Source organism: Zunongwangia atlantica 22II14-10F7 (assembly GCF_002094855.1).
In the GTDB taxonomy this organism is placed as follows: domain Bacteria; phylum Bacteroidota; class Bacteroidia; order Flavobacteriales; family Flavobacteriaceae; genus Zunongwangia; species Zunongwangia atlantica.
In genome coordinates, this window is the sequence record NZ_ARYN01000015.1 from 93,117 (window position 1) to 112,436 (window position 19,320).

18 protein-coding genes and 1 other RNA gene are annotated in these 19,320 nt (G+C 34.8%); 10 read left to right on the forward strand and 9 right to left on the reverse strand.

The annotated features are described in order from the left end of the window. Nucleotides 1-59: 59 nt before the first annotated feature. On the reverse strand, nucleotides 60-605 hold the full coding sequence (locus tag IIF7_RS15825) for a phosphoglycerate mutase family protein (protein WP_084842679.1): 546 nt from the start codon (nucleotides 603-605) through the stop codon (nucleotides 60-62). A 45-nt stretch (nucleotides 606-650) separates the two neighbouring features. Further along, nucleotides 651-1,754, reverse strand: coding sequence for an esterase-like activity of phytase family protein (locus IIF7_RS15830; RefSeq protein WP_245801659.1), 1,104 nt, complete (start codon nucleotides 1,752-1,754; stop codon nucleotides 651-653). Between the two features lie 114 nt (nucleotides 1,755-1,868). On the opposite strand from IIF7_RS15830, the gene IIF7_RS15835 reads away from it, so the two are divergent. Continuing rightward, on the forward strand, nucleotides 1,869-2,054 hold the full coding sequence (locus IIF7_RS15835; RefSeq protein ID WP_084842681.1) for a CsbD family protein: 186 nt from the start codon (nucleotides 1,869-1,871) through the stop codon (nucleotides 2,052-2,054). Between the two features lie 77 nt (nucleotides 2,055-2,131). Here the strand turns inward: IIF7_RS15835 and clpB are convergent, their stop codons facing one another. Then, on the reverse strand, nucleotides 2,132-4,738 hold the full coding sequence (gene clpB, locus IIF7_RS15840; RefSeq protein ID WP_084842682.1) for an ATP-dependent chaperone ClpB: 2,607 nt from the start codon (nucleotides 4,736-4,738) through the stop codon (nucleotides 2,132-2,134). Between the two features lie 178 nt (nucleotides 4,739-4,916). On the opposite strand from clpB, the gene ytxJ reads away from it, so the two are divergent. Both ytxJ and IIF7_RS15850 read left to right on the forward strand, forming a co-directional pair. After that, complete coding sequence (gene ytxJ / locus IIF7_RS15845; RefSeq protein ID WP_084842683.1) at nucleotides 4,917-5,312, forward strand: bacillithiol system redox-active protein YtxJ; 396 nt, start codon at nucleotides 4,917-4,919, stop codon at nucleotides 5,310-5,312. Nucleotides 5,313-5,432: 120 nt separating this feature from the next. Then, nucleotides 5,433-5,639 carry a hypothetical protein gene (locus IIF7_RS15850; protein ID WP_084842684.1) on the forward strand — a complete coding sequence of 69 codons (207 nt, stop codon included), beginning with the start codon at nucleotides 5,433-5,435 and terminating at the stop codon, nucleotides 5,637-5,639. Between the two features lie 58 nt (nucleotides 5,640-5,697). On the opposite strand, the gene fahA is transcribed toward IIF7_RS15850, so the two are convergent. Next, a complete protein-coding gene (gene fahA / locus IIF7_RS15855) occupies nucleotides 5,698-6,987 on the reverse strand; it encodes a fumarylacetoacetase (protein WP_084842685.1) in 1,290 nt (429 codons plus the stop codon). Between the two features lie 108 nt (nucleotides 6,988-7,095). Here fahA and glyA point away from each other — a divergent pair, with 108 nt between their 5' ends. Continuing rightward, nucleotides 7,096-8,370, forward strand: a complete 1,275-nt coding sequence (gene glyA / locus IIF7_RS15860) for a serine hydroxymethyltransferase (protein WP_084842686.1) — start codon at nucleotides 7,096-7,098, stop codon at nucleotides 8,368-8,370. 75 nt (nucleotides 8,371-8,445) lie between these two features. Here the strand turns inward: glyA and IIF7_RS15865 are convergent, their stop codons facing one another. Then, a complete protein-coding gene (locus tag IIF7_RS15865) occupies nucleotides 8,446-8,787 on the reverse strand; it encodes a DUF6249 domain-containing protein (protein WP_084842687.1) in 342 nt (113 codons plus the stop codon). A 146-nt stretch (nucleotides 8,788-8,933) separates the two neighbouring features. Here IIF7_RS15865 and IIF7_RS15870 point away from each other — a divergent pair, with 146 nt between their 5' ends. Both IIF7_RS15870 and IIF7_RS15875 read left to right on the forward strand, forming a co-directional pair. Then, nucleotides 8,934-9,515, forward strand: coding sequence for an RNA polymerase sigma factor (locus tag IIF7_RS15870; RefSeq protein WP_084842688.1), 582 nt, complete (start codon nucleotides 8,934-8,936; stop codon nucleotides 9,513-9,515). Next, nucleotides 9,505-9,948 (forward strand): hypothetical protein, encoded by a 444-nt coding sequence (locus IIF7_RS15875; protein ID WP_084842689.1) that lies wholly within the window; start codon nucleotides 9,505-9,507, stop codon nucleotides 9,946-9,948. Before IIF7_RS15870 ends, IIF7_RS15875 begins: the two co-directional genes overlap by 11 nt. Nucleotides 9,949-9,987: 39 nt before the next feature. On the opposite strand, the gene IIF7_RS15880 is transcribed toward IIF7_RS15875, so the two are convergent. After that, entirely contained in the window at nucleotides 9,988-10,374 is a 387-nt protein-coding gene (locus IIF7_RS15880) for an acyl-CoA thioesterase (RefSeq protein WP_245801660.1), read from the reverse strand. A gap of 27 nt (nucleotides 10,375-10,401) precedes the next feature. Further along, a complete protein-coding gene (locus IIF7_RS15885; RefSeq protein ID WP_084842691.1) occupies nucleotides 10,402-11,469 on the reverse strand; it encodes a glutaminyl-peptide cyclotransferase in 1,068 nt (355 codons plus the stop codon). A gap of 88 nt (nucleotides 11,470-11,557) precedes the next feature. Here IIF7_RS15885 and ffs point away from each other — a divergent pair. From ffs to fsa, 3 genes are all read left to right on the forward strand, one after another. Next, an RNA gene (gene ffs, locus IIF7_RS15890) (signal recognition particle sRNA small type) lies at nucleotides 11,558-11,656 on the forward strand. A 42-nt stretch (nucleotides 11,657-11,698) separates the two neighbouring features. Then, nucleotides 11,699-12,517: an SDR family oxidoreductase gene (locus IIF7_RS15895; RefSeq protein WP_084842692.1), complete on the forward strand. Its 819-nt coding sequence runs from the start codon at nucleotides 11,699-11,701 to the stop codon at nucleotides 12,515-12,517. Between the two features lie 66 nt (nucleotides 12,518-12,583). Continuing rightward, entirely contained in the window at nucleotides 12,584-13,240 is a 657-nt protein-coding gene (gene fsa, locus IIF7_RS15900) for a fructose-6-phosphate aldolase (RefSeq protein WP_084842693.1), read from the forward strand. Between the two features lie 255 nt (nucleotides 13,241-13,495). Here fsa and IIF7_RS15905 read toward each other — a convergent pair whose 3' ends face one another. Beyond that, on the reverse strand, nucleotides 13,496-14,911 hold the full coding sequence (locus IIF7_RS15905; RefSeq protein ID WP_084842694.1) for a TlpA family protein disulfide reductase: 1,416 nt from the start codon (nucleotides 14,909-14,911) through the stop codon (nucleotides 13,496-13,498). 169 nt (nucleotides 14,912-15,080) lie between these two features. Between IIF7_RS15905 and IIF7_RS15910 the strand changes: the two genes are divergently transcribed. After that, nucleotides 15,081-16,697, forward strand: coding sequence for an ABC-F family ATP-binding cassette domain-containing protein (locus IIF7_RS15910; RefSeq protein ID WP_084842695.1), 1,617 nt, complete (start codon nucleotides 15,081-15,083; stop codon nucleotides 16,695-16,697). A 108-nt stretch (nucleotides 16,698-16,805) separates the two neighbouring features. Here the strand turns inward: IIF7_RS15910 and IIF7_RS15915 are convergent, their stop codons facing one another. Next, nucleotides 16,806-19,157: a TonB-dependent receptor domain-containing protein gene (locus tag IIF7_RS15915; RefSeq protein WP_084842696.1), complete on the reverse strand. Its 2,352-nt coding sequence runs from the start codon at nucleotides 19,155-19,157 to the stop codon at nucleotides 16,806-16,808. Nucleotides 19,158-19,320 lie beyond the last annotated feature (163 nt).

Sequence of the window (19,320 nt, forward strand, 5' to 3'; positions counted from 1 at the left end):
TACAAATTTGCTTCCATTAATGTGAGCTTGTACCGAGGTGGTTTACTTATAGATTTTATTTAATTGATCGTTAGATTTTCGATCGTATTTTCTCCATTGGGATTTACCTGAACGATAAATAATTTACCGTGTTGTGATTCATCAATATCATTTTTAAAGATTTCTTCTCCAAAAACTGCATTAGCGAAATAAGGTGTGGTATTGGTGTGCCCCACAACCAGGACTTTTTTGCCTTTAGTCGCTTTTTTAAATGCATCGGAATTTAATTTAGTGTGATCGTAAATCTGCACCTTAAGTCCTTTACTTTCTGCGGTAGGTTTCCCGGTTTCTACGGTTCTGATAAAATCTGAACTGTATACCGCATCAAAATCAACTTCAGCAAAAACTCCTTTCCATTTTTGGGCGCGCTCTTTTCCTTCTTCGGTTAAAGCGGGATTACGGTTTCCGGTATCTGTTGTGTCTTTTTCAGCATGCCTAATAAAATAATAGGTGCTTATTTCATCCAATTTCGGCTTTATATTTTCCTCTTTTTTTTGAGGCTGTTGCTGGCAGGAAATGGCAATAAACAGAAAGCTTAAGAACAGATATTTGATGTTTTGCGTCATAATTTTTTTGATTTAGTTTGAATTGAAAAGATAAGCGAAGTCTGATTATTCCTCAAAATCTATCTCCATTAAGATTAGCTGCGTTAATTGTCTTCCGAAGCTATTGAAATTATTATCTGAAATTAACAATAGAGATTGTTTCCCATTTTCCAGTGTGGGGCCAAAGCACATTCCTTCAATATTATCGATAATTTTATCTGTTAGTTGGTCTTTTACAGATTTAAAATCGAAGACTAAACGTTTTCTAGCTGGTGAAAAGCTAGCTTTTTTTAGCGATTCTTTATCCAGAATATTAGTTGCTCTTTTGGTATCTACATCAAAAATCTTAACAGTATTACTATGCGAACCATGTCCTGCTGAAAATGCACGTTCTAGCACTAAAAAATTACCCGGTTTGTATTCTAAAAGTTCGGTTACGCCATTTATTGCAAAATACATCCATGGGATTTTTGAAATTCCGTCTAAACGATAGGCAAATTGATTGGTAGCTTGTTTAGTTTCTTTATCAAAATAAGTAATTCTGGTAAAAGATTTTGTAGAGAATAATTTAGGTTTAGGGCCATCTTTTACTAACGGAAGTTCTGTAGCTACCCAAAATCCTTTGTTATCTACAGCTTCTGCCAAACCTTCAAAAACTCCGTTATGCCTTGGTTTTTGTTCGCCGGTTGCTGTAAAATGCTGCGGAATTTCAAAAGCATCCTTAAAATTACCATTTTCATCTAAAATAAATACTGAAGGATCTTTTTGGTTATTAATGCTTCCTTCACTGCTAATGTAAACCTGCTTTTCTCCAGGGGAAAATCGAATCGCTTCAGGATCTAAAGTATGTTCTTTAAAAAATTCAGCAGATCTTTCGATCATTACCGTTTTTTTGAAGTTTACAGTGTCAATTTTATTTCCTGCCAGATCAATTTCAGCTTCATAGAAACGCGCATCAGATGGGGTGTCGACAATAAGGTAATATTTGCCGTTTTTATAATCGATTCCAGATAATCCGCCAACTTTAGTATCGTCTAAGCTAAGATCTTTATCGATCACATATTCGTCTAGAAACTTAATTTTTATTCTGTCGTCTTCAATTTTTCTGGTGGTTGCACATGAACAAAAAAGCAGCCCCAAAATGGCCAATATTGGTAATTTCTTCATCATAATTTTTTTCAGGATAAAAATAACAAAAGCTTAAGTAAAATATGGCGATTCCTTATGATTAATCGGTATTTGGTTGATGTAAATTTATATTGTTAACCAATAAAATCAAGTGTTATGAATAGTGATCAATTAGAAGGAAAATGGAAACAGGTGAAAGGTGAATTCAAACAGAAGTACGGTGAAATAACAGATGATGATGCAACCTATGCTGAAGGGAAATTTGATGAAATGCTTGGAAGGTTACAGGAAAAAACCGGCAAAACCAAGCAAGAGTTGAAGTACGAGATAGAGCAGTGGTAATTTGATGCTTTATGCCGGTAATAAGAAAGGGACTGTAATTTACAGTCCCTTTTTTAATGCTTATTTTCTTTCTTCGATTATTCAGAAGCCGTTAATTCTTCCTGATTTCTGAATACTAAATTATCGTCAAATTCATCTAATAAGATGATACTATCGGTATGAATATTTCCTGAAAGGATTTCTTTAGAAAGTTTATTCAACACCTCTTTTTGAACCGTTCTTTTTACCGGTCTTGCGCCAAATTGTGGATCGAAACCTCGTTTTGCAAGGAAAGCTAAAGCTTGTTCTGTAGCATCTAAAACAATGTTTTGTTTTGCCAGCATTTTCTTCACACCTTTTAACTGAAGATCTACAATTCGTTTAATATCTTTTTGTGTTAAAGGAGTGAACATTACAATATCGTCGATACGGTTTATAAATTCTGGTCTTACACTTTGTTTTAGTACGCCAAGAACTTCAGTTTTTGCCGCTTCCATTGCGGTTTCAACATCCTGGATCGCTTCAAATTTATCCTGAATAATCTGGCTTCCCATATTCGAAGTCATAATAATGATGGTGTTCTTAAAGTCGGCCAAACGTCCCTTGTTATCTGTTAGGCGTCCTTCATCAAGCACCTGTAACAGGATGTTAAACGTGTCTGGATGCGCTTTTTCGATCTCATCCAAGAGTACAACTGAATATGGTTTACGTCTAACAGCCTCAGTTAACTGTCCGCCTTCGTCGTAACCAACATATCCCGGAGGAGCACCAACTAAACGGCTTACCGAATGACGCTCCTGGTATTCGCTCATATCGATTCTGGTCATTGCCGATTCGTCATCGAATAAATATTCTGCCAGTGCTTTCGCTAATTCAGTTTTACCAACTCCGGTTGTTCCTAGGAATAAGAAGGATCCAATTGGTCTATTCTGATCCTGTAATCCAGCACGACTTCTACGAACGGCATCACTTACGGCAACAATTGCTTCTTCCTGTCCTACAACGCGACGGTGTAATTCGTCTTCTAGTCGAAGTAATTTTTCACGTTCGCTTTGTAACATTTTAGTTACCGGAATTCCCGTCCATTTTGCAACAACTTCAGCAATATCATCGTTAGTAACTTCTTCCTGAATTAAAGATTTACCACTTTCTTTTTGCTGAACTTCTTTCTGAAGTCGCTCTAATTTCTCCTGGGCTTCCTTGATTTTTCCATAACGTAGCTCGGCAACCTTTCCGTAGTCACCTTCACGCTCGGCACGCTCGGCTTCCAATTTATATTCTTCAATTTCAGATTTAGCTCCCTGGATGTTATCTACAACTTCTTTCTCATTTTTCCATTGTGCATGAATTTCATTTCGCTCTTCCTTAAGATTCGCTAAATCTGCATGTAAAGATTTAAGTTTTGCTTCATCCTTTTCGCGTTTAATTGCTTCGATCTCGATTTCCAGCTGCATGATCTTACGATCTAAAACATCTAACTCTTCTGGTTTCGAGTTGATCTCCATTCGAAGTTTAGAAGCAGCTTCATCCATAAGATCGATCGCCTTATCTGGCAAAAATCGATTAGTGATATAACGTTGCGATAGTTCCACCGCTGCGATAATCGCTTCATCCTTAATTCTAACTTTGTGGTGTTGCTCGTATTTTTCTTTAATACCACGAAGTATCGAGATCGCACTTTCTGTGTCTGGTTCTTCAACCATCACTTTTTGGAAACGGCGTTCTAAGGCTTTATCTTTTTCAAAATACTTTTGATATTCATCTAAAGTGGTCGCTCCAATCGCTCTAAGCTCGCCACGGGCAAGTGCAGGTTTTAGAATGTTTGCGGCATCCATTGCGCCCTGGCCACCACCGGCACCAACAAGTGTATGAATCTCATCGATAAAAAGAACAATATTACCATCGCTGCCGGTTACTTCTTTAATAACCGCTTTTAAACGTTCTTCGAATTCTCCTTTAAATTTAGCTCCAGCAATTAGCGCTCCCATATCCAAAGAGAAAATTTGTTTCTTCTTAAGATTTTCAGGAACATCACCAGCTACGATACGATGTGCTAAACCTTCAGCAATCGCAGTTTTACCGGTACCGGGCTCACCAACAAGCATTGGGTTGTTCTTGGTTCTACGCGATAAGATCTGTAAGATTCGGCGTATTTCTTCATCTCTACCGATTACAGGATCCAGTTTTCCGGTTTCTGCTAATTGGTTAAGGTTTTTCGCATACTTATTTAAAGAGTTATACGTTTCTTCAGCACTTTGAGAAGTTACACGATCTCCCTTTCTTAATTCTTCGATAGCTGCTTTAAGACCTTTTTCAGTAGCACCCTGATCTTTGAGGATCTGAGAAATTTTACTGGAAGATTTAAAGATTGCCAGTATTAAATGTTCTACAGAAACATACTCATCGTTCATTTTTTTGGCAATGCTCGATGCTTCGTTCACTGTTTTGCCGGCCTCCCGACTTAACATGATATCGCCACCGCTAACTTTTGGAAAACTCTGAAGTGTGTTATCCAAAATTTGATTAAAGAGGTTAACGTTAATGTTCAGTTTTTTCAGCAAAAAAGGAGTAACATTTTCATCTACGATCGTAATCGCTTTAAATAAATGCTCATTTTCGATTTGCTGATGGCCCATCTCTTGAGCAAGCTGCTGTGCCTGCTGAATGGCCTCTTGTGATTTTATGGTGAAATGATTAAAGTTCATAGTCTTTTTGTTTTTTGAATTCTAAATAGCAAATGCTGTACCTTATGAATAATTAGACAAAATGGCATTATTTTTAAATAATCTTAAGACAAAACGACAGTTTTTGTATTTATACTGAAAATCTTTTAATTTGTGTAATCATCTGGTTTTAAGGTGTATCTTTGCAAAAAATTTAAGTATGGGAATTTTTGATAAAATGTTTGGAGGAGGAGAGAAGGAGTCGAAAAATGAGTCTACATTACAGTGGACTCCCTTAAATGATATATCGCAGTTAGAGATAGCTGAAATGGAATCGCAGCAGCAATTGGTTGGAATATTAAAACATTCTACAAGGTGCGGAATTAGCCGAATGGTGTTAAGACAATTTGAAAATTCTTATGATCTACCTGAAGATGCACCGGTGAAATTATACTTTTTAGACTTGCTAAGCCACCGAGATATCTCGAATGAAATTGCAAATCGATTTAAGGTAATGCACGAGAGTCCGCAGCTTATCTTACTTAAAGAAAAATTGGTAGTACACCATAGTTCCCATCAAGACATTGATAGCGAAAATCTCAAAGAATTTATATAAAATTTGAATATTTTCTTTTTTTAATTTAATTTTAGAAACCTTTGTTAAAGATTATTAATCAATATTTCAAAAAGGTTCATCATTTGTAATTTTGAATCAGGTTTAAAGATTAATCAAGTTATGGATAAAGAGATAGATTTTAAAGAACTGGAAAGAAGATGGGAAGCCATCAAAAAAGGTCAGGAAACCGAAAGACAGAAAAGAGAGTTCCAAGACTACAGCAATGCAAATCTCCCGGAAGATCGAGAGAAAGAAAGTAGCGATAAGAAAGCTGCTGAAGCTACGCTGCGCGAGTCGAGGGAATTTAGAAGCTATAGCCGACAATAAATAAAAAAAGCTGCCATGATTTGGCAGCTTTTTTTATTACCTGTTTTTAAGGTACAGGTTATTTCTTTTTAGGTTCGAATACTGGTAAAATTTTGGTGTTAATTTCACCAAAACCAATTCGTACGCTCTCATTTTCACAGTGACCTCTCATTATAACCGTATCATTATCTTCGATAAAGCTACGCGAACTTCCGTCCCCCAATTTTAATGGTTTTTCACCTTTCCAGGAAAGTTCTAACATACTACCATAAGTATCTGGTGTTGGCCCAGAAATTGTTCCTGAAGCCATCATATCTCCAGAGTTTACAGGGCATCCATTAATAGTATGATGCGCCAATTGCTGACTCATATTCCAATACAAATATTTATAATTTGTCTTCGATAGTAAGTTTTCTTCGCTTCCTTCTGGTTTTAAGTAAACTTCAAGATTTATGTCGAAGCTCTTATTACCACTGTACTGTAAGTAAGACATTAGTTCTTTTTCTGGTTTAGGACCTTCTGTTCTAAAAGGTTCTAAAGCATCCATAGTTACAATCCAGGGAGAGATTGAAGAAGCAAAGTTTTTGGCTAAGAATGGCCCAAGTGGAGCATATTCCCATTTTTGGATATCACGAGCACTCCAGTCGTTAAACATAACCATTCCAAAAATATAGTCTTCAGCTTCGTCTACAGGAATTGGCTCTCCCAATAAGTTAGCATCTGTGGTGATAAAGGCCATTTCCATTTCAAAATCTACCTGTTTTGACGGTCCAAAAACCGGTTCTTTAGCACCTTCTGGCATTGTTTGCCCCTTTGGACGATGAATAGGAATATGACTGGTAACTATAGAAGAACTTCTACCATGATATCCAACCGGAATATGAAGCCAGTTTGGTAGCAGTGCATTCTCTTTATCTCTAAACATACTACCTACATTAGTTGCATGTTCTTTACTAGAATAAAAATCGGTATAATCGCCAACCTGCACCGGCATTTGCATTTCAATCTCATCTAGAGTGAAAAGCACTACATTACGGTGCTCCTGGTTATTTTTTAAGGTTTCGTTCTTCTCGTCAAAAATTTTGGCAATTCGGTTTCTAACTAAACGCCAGGTTTTTTTACCATCTGAAATAAAATCATTTAAAGTATCCTGAAGAAAAATATCATCGGTCAAAGGAATACCCTCAAAGTAACCAAGCTGATGTAAAGCACCAAGATCGATCGCAAAATCACCGATTCTGGTTCCGATAGTAATGATATCATCTCTGGTTAAAAAGACACCAAAAGGGATGTTCTGAATAGGGAAATCAGTATCCTTAGGAATGTCTAACCAGGTTTTTCTTGTAGGATCGTTTGCGGTAATTGACATAGAAAAATAAAAATTTGTTAAAATCTGATTGATTCAAATATATTATTTTCCTGTAATTAACCGAATGTATTTATTACTTTTGATGAATATTTAACGTAAATATTTAAGATGCAACGAGATACAATAATTTTTGATTTAATCGAGAAGGAAAAAGAGCGTCAACTACATGGTTTAGAGCTTATTGCAAGTGAAAACTTTGTGAGTGATCAGGTAATGGAAGCTGCCGGATCTGTACTTACCAACAAGTATGCAGAGGGATATCCCGGTAAACGTTACTATGGTGGGTGTGAAGTTGTAGATGAGGTAGAACAGTTAGCTATAGATCGCTTAAAAGAACTTTTTGGTGCTGAATATGCTAACGTGCAGCCACACTCTGGTTCACAAGCTAACACTGCTGTTTTTCAGGCCTGTTTAAAGCCAGGTGAAAAATTCTTAGGTTTCGATCTTTCTCACGGTGGGCATTTAACACATGGTTCTCCGGTAAACTTTTCAGGTAGATTATATGAGCCTGTCTTTTATGGAGTAGATAAAGAAACCGGACTTATCGATTACGATAAAGTTGCAGAGATTGCAGAAAAAGAAAAACCAAAAATGATTATTGCAGGAGCCTCTGCATATTCTCGTGAAATAGATTATAAAAGATTTAGAGAGATTGCAGATAGCGTTGGTGCTATTTTATTTGCAGATATTGCTCATCCTGCTGGCCTTATCGCTAAAGGTGTTATTGGAGATCCAATCCCACATTGTCATATTGTAACTTCTACAACTCATAAAACACTTCGTGGCCCACGTGGTGGAATTATAATGATGGGAAAAGATTTTGATAATCCTTTTGGAGAAAAATTGAAAAATGGAAGTCTTAAGAAAATGTCTGCTATTTTAAATAGTGCAATTTTCCCAGGAAATCAGGGTGGTCCTTTAGAGCATATTATCGCTGCTAAAGCGGTTGCTTTTGGAGAAGCTTTAACCGATGAGTTTTTGCATTATGCTGTACAGGTGAAGAAAAATGCTAAGGTAATGGCAGAAGCTTTTGTTGAAAAAGACTACCAAATCATTTCTGGCGGAACTGATAATCACTGTATGCTTATCGATCTTAGAAATAAAGGAGTAAGCGGTAAAGAAGCTGAAGAAGCTTTAACCAAAGCAGATATTACGGTTAACAAAAATATGGTGCCATTTGATGATAAATCACCTTTTGTAACTTCTGGAATTAGAATTGGTACTGCTGCCGTAACAACAAGAGGTTTGGTTGAAAAAGATATGCCTAAGATCGTAGAATTGATCGATAAGGTAATTTCTAATATTGATAACGATGCTAAATTAGCTGAAGTAAAATCTGAAGTGAATGCCCTAATGCATGGTCGTCCACTTTTTAAAGCTTAAGCTATTTTTACCAATATTATATAAAAAAAGCTACCAATTTTGGTAGCTTTTTTTGTTCGTTTCTGGATCGATCGATTATAATTTTAATTTTCGGGTTAGGTAAAAACCTAAAAATAAAAATGCTCCTGGGGTAAAAAAGCAACAGGCAACATACACTAGGTCACTATTTAAAATGGTGTAGGTTTCAAAAAGGTTTCCTATAAGAAATCCAAAACCAACCCCCATTAAAATAAGTGATAAATTAAGTAAAATAACTGGCCAAACCGGTGATGCTCTATCTTTTCTAAATTTAAATAGTGATGCATCTTTATCGTGTTCGATAAGAGCCAGGCGTTCTTTATTTCTTGTTTGAAAGAACAGAAAACAAATACCAAAGATGCAGGCAAAAAGGGAAATACATATAATAACAGGTTCCATATTTTAATTTTATTTGATTAATGACTAATTTTTTAAGCGCTTTCAAAAGTTAAGACGATACTTTGTAAAAACAGGTTACAAATAAATTCAAAAAAAAGAATAAAATTAATGTAACCAGGTTTTCTTAATCGTCGTCATATACTAAAATGACCATCAAAAAAGACCAATTACTCATCGATCAAATCCTGGGCGGAGATAAGCAATTATTCTCTGTCCTGGTAGATCGTTATAAAAAATTGGTGTTTACCTTATGTTTACGATTATTGAAAAATAGGGAAGAGGCTGAAGAAGTTGCTCAGGATAGTTTTGTGAAAATCTATAAATCTCTTAATAAATTTAAAGGTGAGGCAAAATTTTCGACCTGGGTGTATCGAGTAACTTATAATAATTGTCTCGATTTTCTGAAGGCGAAAAAACGTAAATTTCAGGAATTAAGTGTAGATGCTTATGATGGTTTTGAGATCGAAGATTTAGATAATGCTATTACTGTTCTTGAAGAAAAGGAGCGAAAATCGGCTATTTTGAGCTGTATTAATAGTCTGAATGAAGATGATGCATTTTTGCTAACTTTACATTATTACGAAGACCAGTCGGTTAAAGAAATTGCTGAAATTATGAATTTATCTGTGGCCAACGTAAAAGTAAAGTTGTACCGAAGCCGTAAACAACTGGCGGTTATTTTAAAAAGAAGGTTGTCGAATGATATGTTGCTGAAGTATGGAAAATAAAGAAAAGAAATTAAACGAATTTACTCAGAAAATTTTCAGTGAAACCAGTCTGGAAACTCCATCTTTCAATTTTACCGATAAGGTAATGGCTAACCTTCCTGAAATTCATTCAGCTAAAACAATAAAAACTACTTCAGTTAAGAAAATAAAATATGAGCCATTAATTTCTAAAAGCGGTTGGATAATGATCGCAGCTTTTGTGGCGATATTGTTAATTTCAGCATATTTTTCTTCCGCAGTAAACGCATCAGAAGTAATGATCGATAAATGGAGTACGCTGAAATCTGTTTTTAATTTCTCTTTTAAAATGCCCAATATTGGTATTATAAATACAGATGTTTTGGCGATTTCTATAGCACTTTTTACCGCTTATTTTTTATTAGAAATTTTTCTGCTGAATAACTGGATAAATAAGAGAAATTTTGTTCAATAATCGAGATTAAATATCTTCTGGGCTTTTTTTGAGTGAGGCTTAAACTGATTTTTCCTGAAATAAAACCTTCATATTTTCATCGATTCTTGCCGGACGTTTAGACTCGTGGCTCATTAAACACCAGGTGGTTTTTGCTTGTGCCAGAACTTTATTGGTGTTTTTGTTTTTAATACTTACGTGTCTTATAGAAGTTACATTGGTAATTTGATCTACATAAGTTTGTAGCAGGATCTCATCGTCTAAAAACGCCTGTTGTTTATAATCGATCTCATGTCGAACTACTACCCAAAAAAAATCTTCTTTTTGAGCTGCTGAAGCGCGATCTTCCCAATGGCCTTTTGCGACATCCTGGATCCATTGCACATATTGTACATTATTTACATGGTTTTGTTCATCAAGATCGCTTGGGGTAACCTTGATTTCCATTTCAAAAATTTGGGGTGTGGTAATCATTTACTTTTCTATAATTTTTACCTCAAATAATTTATCCCAGTGTTTTCCTGTTACAAAAAGTTGCTTGGTATGAGGGTTATAGGCAATACCATTTAAAACATGGTTTACTTCATTAAGCTCATTTTCGTTACCTAATTTACTTCTTAAACCTCTAAAATCGATAAGTCCAACAATGGCTCCGTTTTTAGGATTAATAATCGCCACGCCATCTTTTTGGTAAGTGTTTGCGTAAATAAGGCCATCTACCCATTCTAACTCATTCATTTTAGAATTAATGCTTTTATGAGTAGCGATTTGGATGTAATCTTCTTCGGCTAAAGTTTCAGGATTCAAAAGCCAGATCTTTTCTGTTCCGTCACTTTTATAAATATGTTTACCATCATTACAAAGTCCCCAGCCTTCTTCACTTTGGTTATAACTAAAGGTTCCTTTTTTCTCAAAAGTTTTGCGATCGTAGATATAACCTTCTTTTGCCTGCCAGGTAAGTAAAATGATCTGGTCGTTAAAAATGGTCATTCCTTCTCCAAAAACCGAATCATCTAAATCTATAATCTGTAAAACTTCACCGGTTTTAAGATCTACTTTTCTAAGATCAGATTCGCCATATTCACCTGTGCTTTCATATAAAGTATCGTTTAAAAACTCTAATCCCTGGGTGTAAGCTTCTGGATCGTGAGGATAAGTATTTACAATCTCGTAAGTATAGGCTTTAGGCGGCGTATCATTAAAGATTTTGATCGATTTATGGGTAGTATCTTTTTGGCCTTCGTAATAAACTTCAGCCTTTAAAGTTTGATTTCCTAAAAGTTGATCTTTAAGCTTAATGTCAAAAGACCAGTTTGGTGATTTTGCGGTTACTTTTTCAGTATTCAAATAAACGATAACCGAGTCGATACTGAACTCTTTTTTGTTTTCAATTTGCCCTGAAATGCTTTCGCCAAGCTGAAATTCTTTCTTATTTTCATCAGTTTTAATAGTAAAATGCGATTTTTTTGAGCCAGAATTACTTCCGCAGGAAAAATATAAAAAAGCTAATGTTAAGATTAACAGAGATTTAAATTTCATCATCTTCTAAAGTCCTATTTTGTATGGCTAAATTAACTAATTCTGTTTAAAAAATGCTTGCCAGAAGTGCTAAAGATTGTATATTTGCACCCGGCAAGTCCCACACAACCAGCTCCTGCTGAATCCCCCAGGGCGGGAACGCAGCAAGGGTAGGCGGTCGTAGCGGTGTGATGTGGGTCGCTTGCCTTTTTTTGTATCTGGAAATTAGCAAAATTAATCGCATATTTGCCTTATGAAAACAGATACTCTTTCTCAAAAAGTTGTTTTAATTACCGGTGGTTCTTCAGGAATTGGTAAAGCGATTGGCGACTATTTAAATAAATATAATTTTAAAGTTTACGGTACCAGTAGAAAATCTACAGGAAAATCATCAAATTTTAATCTTATAGATTTAGATGTTACTGCTGAAGATAGTATCTTTAATGCGGTAAAATTAGTTTTAGAAAAAGAAGGACGAATTGATATTTTAATTAATAATGCCGGGGTTGGGATTACCGGTCCTTTAGAGGAAACGCCAACACCTGAAATTCGTAAAGCTTTTGAAACCAATTTTTATGGTCCCATAAATGTTTGTAAAGCAGTTTTGCCAATTATGCGTAAGCAAAACGAAGGTCTTATAATTAATGTGACATCGATAGCAGGATATATGGGGTTGCCTTATCGCGGAATCTACTCAGCTTCTAAAGCAGCATTAGAAATTGCGACTGAAGCTTTTAGGATGGAAGTAAAAGGCTTTAATATAAAAATGACCTGTGTAGCTCCTGGTGATTTTGCAACTAATATCGCTTCTGGCCGTTATCATGCGCCTGTTTTAGACGATTCTCCTTACAAGCAATCTTACGGAGATTCTTTAAAATTAATGAATGAACATGTAGATGCTGGGCAGGATCCAGATATGATGGCGAAGGCGGTATTAAAAATTATCGAAGAAAAAGAGCCAAAAGGGCATTATAAAGTAGGAGAACTTTTGCAAAAGGCAAGTATCGTTTTAAAGAAGATCTTACCAGATAAAGCCTACGAGAAGATGCTTATGAATCATTATAAATTATAATAAGTGTATTTAATGTGTTATTTTTACACTTAAAAGAATTAAGAATAAACTTATAAAACTTGCAATATGAAATTTTTTATTGACACCGCTAACCTTGATCAAATTAAAGAGGCACAAGAATTAGGGGTTTTGGATGGTGTAACTACCAACCCTTCTTTAATGGCTAAAGAAGGAATTACCGGTAAAGAGAATATTATAAACCATTATAAGAAGATCTGTGAAATCGTAACAGGAGATGTTAGTGCAGAAGTTATTTCTACAGATTTTGAAGGAATGATAAAAGAAGGAGAAGAGCTTGCAGCCCTTCACGATCAAATTATCGTAAAGGTACCAATGATCAAAGAAGGTGTAAAAGCTATTAAATACTTCTCTGATAAAGGAATTAAAACCAACTGTACTTTAGTATTTTCTGTAGGGCAGGCATTATTAGCGGCAAAAGCAGGTGCAACGTATGTATCTCCTTTCCTTGGTCGTTTAGATGATATCTCTACTAATGGTCTTAACCTTATCGAAGAAATTAGATTGGTATATGATAATTACGGATTCGAAACTGAAATCTTAGCAGCTTCTATTCGTCACACTATGCACGTAATTGACTGTGCTAAAATTGGTGCAGATGTTATGACTGGCCCTTTATCTTCTATCGAAGGTTTATTAAACCACCCTTTAACGGATATTGGTTTAGAGAAGTTCTTAGCAGATTATAAAAAAGGAAATGAGTAATTTCTTTTCTTACAATAAAATTAAAAAGCTGCCTTTTGGGCAGCTTTTTTTATGTCTTATTTTTTTTAAATTGAATTGTTTGCTGAAAAAAAGTATTCAGAAACTATAGAATCTTAATACTTAATATTAGATGTTTTAAAGGATGATTTTTTCAGAAGTTTAAATTGAAATTTATAAAGCACCTGAAAATAAAATTCAACAAAAAATCGAGAGTAATTAAACCTCGTGAAGTAATTTATACGGAATTTATACGGCTTATTGATTAATAAATTCTACCAGTTCAGATTCAAATTCTGGTGAAGAACTAAGTGCAATATCTCCTCTAACAATAACTGCGTTTTTATCAAGGAAATTTAGTCGGTACAAGTATTTTGTAGCAAAATTGCTCCCAAAATTCCTTCTGGAGAGTTGATATTGGTTGTTTAGGGCGTAATTATTTTCGTTAAGGATTCTTAACCATTTATTTTGTTGACCAATATCCAGGTTAACACCAATAAAATCTAATTCGGGATACTTTTCCTGTAAATTTTTAATAGTTCTAAATTGCCACAAGTATCGTCGTATGTTATTGGCAGACCATAAATAAATAATAGTCTTTTTTTCTACAATATCACCATAGGTAGTTTCATTTCCATCGGTATCTAAAATAGTAAGATCTGCTATAGATTTTCCTGCAAAATAGCCTGTCTGGATTTTAGCCAGCTGATTCATTTCTTCAATTTCAGAATAATCTAAAGAATTAGCGAAAGCTATTACTTTATCTAGATCTTCTTCGTTAGAAGCCATGGTTATTGCTTTACTTAGTAAAAGGTCTAAAAAGCGATTTTTAATTGCTGGTGTTTCAGAAAGAGAGTCGATTAATGTTGCTCTTCGTTTTATATTATTAAAGTTAGAAACATTAAAACAATCTCTTTCTAAGTTTTTTTCTAAACAAAATTCAATAGCCCTTGTACGAAGGTAATCGTCGATGGTGTTGGTGTAAACATAGTAGTTTTGAAGCAACTCGTTATCAAAATCTATAGAGTCTCGATAATCGTTAAAACCGTCTGGAATTAGTTTGGTGAATTCTGGATAGTATTTTTTTATAAGATAAGTATAACGTTCACGAAGATCGTAGAACTCATAATCGATACTTTGGCGAGCAATTTTTTTAAAGGTTTCGCTTAGATCATTTTTAGCCGTATTTTCTTCAAATTCTTGTAATCTTTGATTGTGGATAGAATCGCTAATGTGCTCAAAATCTTCAGGCTTAATTTTATAATAATTCAGCACTAAATCATTATTTGCTCTATTCCGAAGAAAAAGATCCAGTAAAAATGAACTTTCTTTACTTCCGCGGCCACTAAAATTAAGAGACTGATCAAAATCGTAGGTATTTACCCAAACCATAATACTATCACCGGGCTCCAAATACACTACCTGATTTTCTGGATTGTGCTGTATAGTATAAATTCCGGGAGTGATATTCTCTAGATATTCCCCAAACTGATTGTTATTATTTAGGGATAAGGTGTCTATAAGTTCTTGATCTTTAGATAAGATAATATACCTTAAATTTGGATTTACAATTTTACCGCCAAGGTATACTTTAGCATCGTTGGTACTGTTGTCTATACAACCTACTAGCGAAAACAAAGAAGAAATAATACTTAACAGTAAAAATTTTCTCATCCAAATAAATATAATCTCATAACCTAAATAAATCTTTCAACTAATCAGCAAATATAAAATGTGCTTAAAATTTTGAATGTTAACCACGAGTTAAAAGGAATTTTCTAAACGTTAATCTTTTAGAAAGTGTGCAATATATACTACTTTTGCGAAAAATTTAGAATAATTTATGCTTTCAGTTTCAAATCTTTCGGTGCAGTTTGGTAAAAGAGTTCTTTTCGATGAAGTGAACACAACTTTTACTGAAGGGAATTGTTATGGGATTATTGGTGCAAACGGTGCCGGAAAATCTACATTTTTAAAAATTTTATCAGGAAAATCAGATCCTACGTCTGGTCACGTTCATTTAGAGCCTGGCAAACGTATGTCTGTACTGGAGCAAAATCACAATCTTTACGATGATTATCCCGTTTTAGAAACGGTTTTAAGAGGAAATAAACCGCTTTTTGAAATTAAGACTGAAATTGATGCGCTATACGCAGATTATTCTGATGAGAATGCAGATAGAATAGGGGAGTTGCAGGTGCAGTTTGAAGAAATGGACGGATGGAATGCCGATAGTGCTGCTGCTTCATTATTATCTAACCTTGGTATAAAAACAGATCTTCATTACACATTAATGAAAGATTTAGATGGTAAACAAAAAGTACGTGTGTTATTAGCACAGGCACTTTTTGGAAATCCTGATGTGCTTATTATGGATGAGCCTACCAACGATCTGGATTACGAAACGATAAACTGGTTAGAAAATTTCTTGGCAAATTATGATAATACGGTGATCGTTGTATCTCACGACCGTCACTTCCTTGATGCTGTTTGTACGCATATTTCTGATATCGACTTCGGGAAAATTAATCACTTTAGCGGTAACTATTCTTTCTGGTACGAATCTTCTCAATTAGCGGCAAGACAACGAGCGCAACAGAATAAAAAAGCTGAAGAGAAAAAGAAAGAATTACAGGAATTTATTCAGCGTTTTAGTGCAAACGTGGCGAAATCTAAGCAGGCTACATCTCGTAAAAAGATGATCGATAAGTTAAATATCGAAGAAATTAAGCCTTCAAGCCGTCGTTATCCTGCAATTATTTTTGACAGAGATCGTGAGGCTGGAGACCAGATTTTAAATATTGAAAAATTAGAAGCTTCTATAGAAGGAGAAACGCTTTTTAGCGGAATAGATATTAATCTTTCAAAAGGAGATAAAATCGTTGTGTTTTCTAGAGATAGCCGTGCTACTACTGCTTTCTATGAAATTATAAACGGTAAAGAAGAGCCTGTTGCAGGAAAATATACCTGGGGAGTTACTACTTCACAATCATACCTTCCGTTAGATAACTCAGAGTATTTTGATAACGATCTTACTTTGGTAGACTGGCTAAGACAATATGCTAAAACCGAAGAAGAAAGAGAAGAAGTTTATATTAGAGGTTTCTTAGGTAAAATGTTGTTTAGTGGCGAGGAAGCTTTAAAAACCAGTAATGTGTTATCTGGAGGAGAAAAAGTACGTTGTATGCTAAGCCGAATGATGATGATGAGAGCAAACGTATTGATGTTAGATGAGCCAACAAACCACCTGGATCTGGAGTCGATCACTGCCTTTAACAATTCACTTAAGAATTTTAAAGGAACTGTAATGCTTACTACGCACGATCACGAATTTGCGCAAACTGTTGCAAACCGTATTATCGAGCTTACTCCAAAAGGAGTGATAGATCGTTACTTAACTTTCGATGAGTATATGAGTGATCCTAAAATAAAGGAGCAACGCGATAAAATGTATTCTTAATTTATAGAATATTAACTTATGAAAATATGAAAGCCTGAAGTTTTTACTTCAGGCTTTTCTTTGGCTAAACAAACAAATTTTTATTTAAAATGATATAATTTGTTTTCCTTAAAACATTCCGCCACCCTGGGCTTCATCGTTATCTCTTTGTTTTCTTTTTAGTTTTTTTCCATTGTTTCCTCCAAAACGATAGCTAAATCCTACATATACATTTTGGAATTCGCTTTTAAAATATCCGTTCTGCTCGTAAGGAAGTGTGGTACTAAACCTGTATTCCTGGGTTCCAAAAACATCATTAAAGTTTAAGCTAAGCGTTGCTTTTTTATCTAGGAAGGTGTAGCGACCACCAATGTTTGCAAAAAATACATCTTCATTGTTAAACTGAAGTTCTTCACTTGGCCCTCTGTAAAATCCGAATAATTGTAGGGTTAAATCTTCGGTTACGCTAAAACTGTTGTTTACTCTTGCGGTATAAACCGTGTTATCTACTTCAACAAAACTGGTTCCTACAATTCCGCTTTGTGTTTGCTGGTATAATTCTAAACTTCCGTTTGCACTCCACCAATCTGTAAATTTATAGTTCGAAGAAAGTTCGATTCCGTAGGCGTTTGTATCATCAAAGTTTGCGAAAGAGATAATTAAGCTTGCAGGATCTGTAGGATCTTCTTCGATCAACTGGTTAATGTTATCGTTTATATTTCTGAAGAAAACACCACCGGTAAAACTACCGTTTTTAAGTTTTCTGGTATAATTGAATTCAACCGAATTTGTGAATTGTGGTTGTAAATTTGGGTTACCTACTACTGTGATTGTTGGGGTGCTTACCTCTCTTACAGGGCTAACCTGTCCTAAACTTGGTCGATCTATTCTACGGCTATAACTAACCTGGTAGCTGTTTTTCTCGTTAGGCGTATAGTTGAAAAATCCTGAAGGGTAAAGCGTTACATAATCATCGCTAAACACGTTTTCTCCATTTACTTCAGCATCGATATTAAAACTTTCTAATCGGGCTCCTAACTGGTAAGAGAATTTTTCGAAAGTTTGTCCAAACGTACTGTATAAGGAGTAAATATTTCTATCGTAATCGTAATCTGAATTTTGTGCAGCCGGGTTGTTAGTATCGTAATCTTCGGTATTAGTTAAGATTCTGGCTTCAGCTCCAGCTTCAAATTTCGCCTTTTCACCAATAGGAAGCGAATAATCAATATTAGTGATTACATTAGATCGATCTTCTTTTACAATTTCAGAATAAGAATTAAAGCGAGCATCATTGCTGAAATTTGCTGCAAAATCTTCGTCTCCATTAAAATCATTAAAATCGGCTTCAAATAATAATTCATGTCCTTCTTTTGGGAATAAATGCTTATATGCAAAGTTGTAACTAGCATTTACATTGTTTAAATCCAGGTCTAAAAACTGCTCAAAGTTATTTGCAGGATCATTAAGGTAGGTAGCGGTAATTGTTGCACCTAAGCCACCATTAAAAATGTTTTGGTTGGTATAAAAGCTAAAAGTGTTATTATCGTCTAAAAAATAATCTACTCCAATTTTATATAAATACGACTCGTTGTCATTTAACATATCTAAATACTGTGTAGCATCTCTACATACCAGATTAATGTCGTTTATGTTTGCTCTTTTTCCGAAGTTGGTTCCAAGATTTGCATAGAAATTTAATTTCCCCTGACGGTAGTTTAAATCTAAAGAACCGTTAAATCGTGCATTTTCACCGTAGGTTAAACCTGTATTTAAAGTCCCATTAAATCCATTATTTGCATTTTTATGTAAAACGACGTTAATTATCCCGCTCATTCCTTCAGGGTTGTATTTTGCTGAAGGATTAGTGATTAATTCTATCTTTTTTATCGAGCTGGAAGGGATTTGCTTTAATAATTGAGCAGGATCCATATTTGTTGGTTTTCCGTCAATTAAAATACGCACATTAGAGTTTCCGCGTAAAGCAATGTTTCCATCCTGATCTACGTTTACAGAAGGAAGATTGTTCATAATGTCTGAAGCGCTTGCTCCGGCAGTGGTAAGGTCTTTCCCAATATTAATGACTTTCCTGTCGATTCTTTGTTCGATCGTAGAACGTTCGGCAACAACTACAACTTCATCCATTTCAGCTACGTCAGGATCAAGATTTATGGTTCCTAATTCCATAGGTCCGTTACGATCTACTACAATTTCTTTACTGAATTTCTTGTAGCCAATAAATTGGATGTTCAGGGTGTATGTGCCCGATTTTACTTTTTTGATGATGAATGACCCGTCTTCTTCTGATGTTGTTCCGGTGATGATATTGCCTTCAGTATCTTTTAAACTTATGGTAGCATAAGGAATTGGTTCCTGTAAATCTGTATCCATAATAGTTCCTGAAATTCTTGCAAAAGGTTCATTATTTGCGACCGAATTAAAAGTGCTTAGAGCAACGATGATGATTAAAAATAACTGTTTCATTTTTTGATTGATGTTAGTTTTCAATATTGTGTTTTGTTATAAATAATACTTTGTATTGCATATTACCTAAAAGTGTATTTCTGCAATTTTAATGGTTTCTACTATATAGACGACGTCAAAAAATTAATGTTACAGAAATTGGAAATTAATTTTGAAAAAAGTT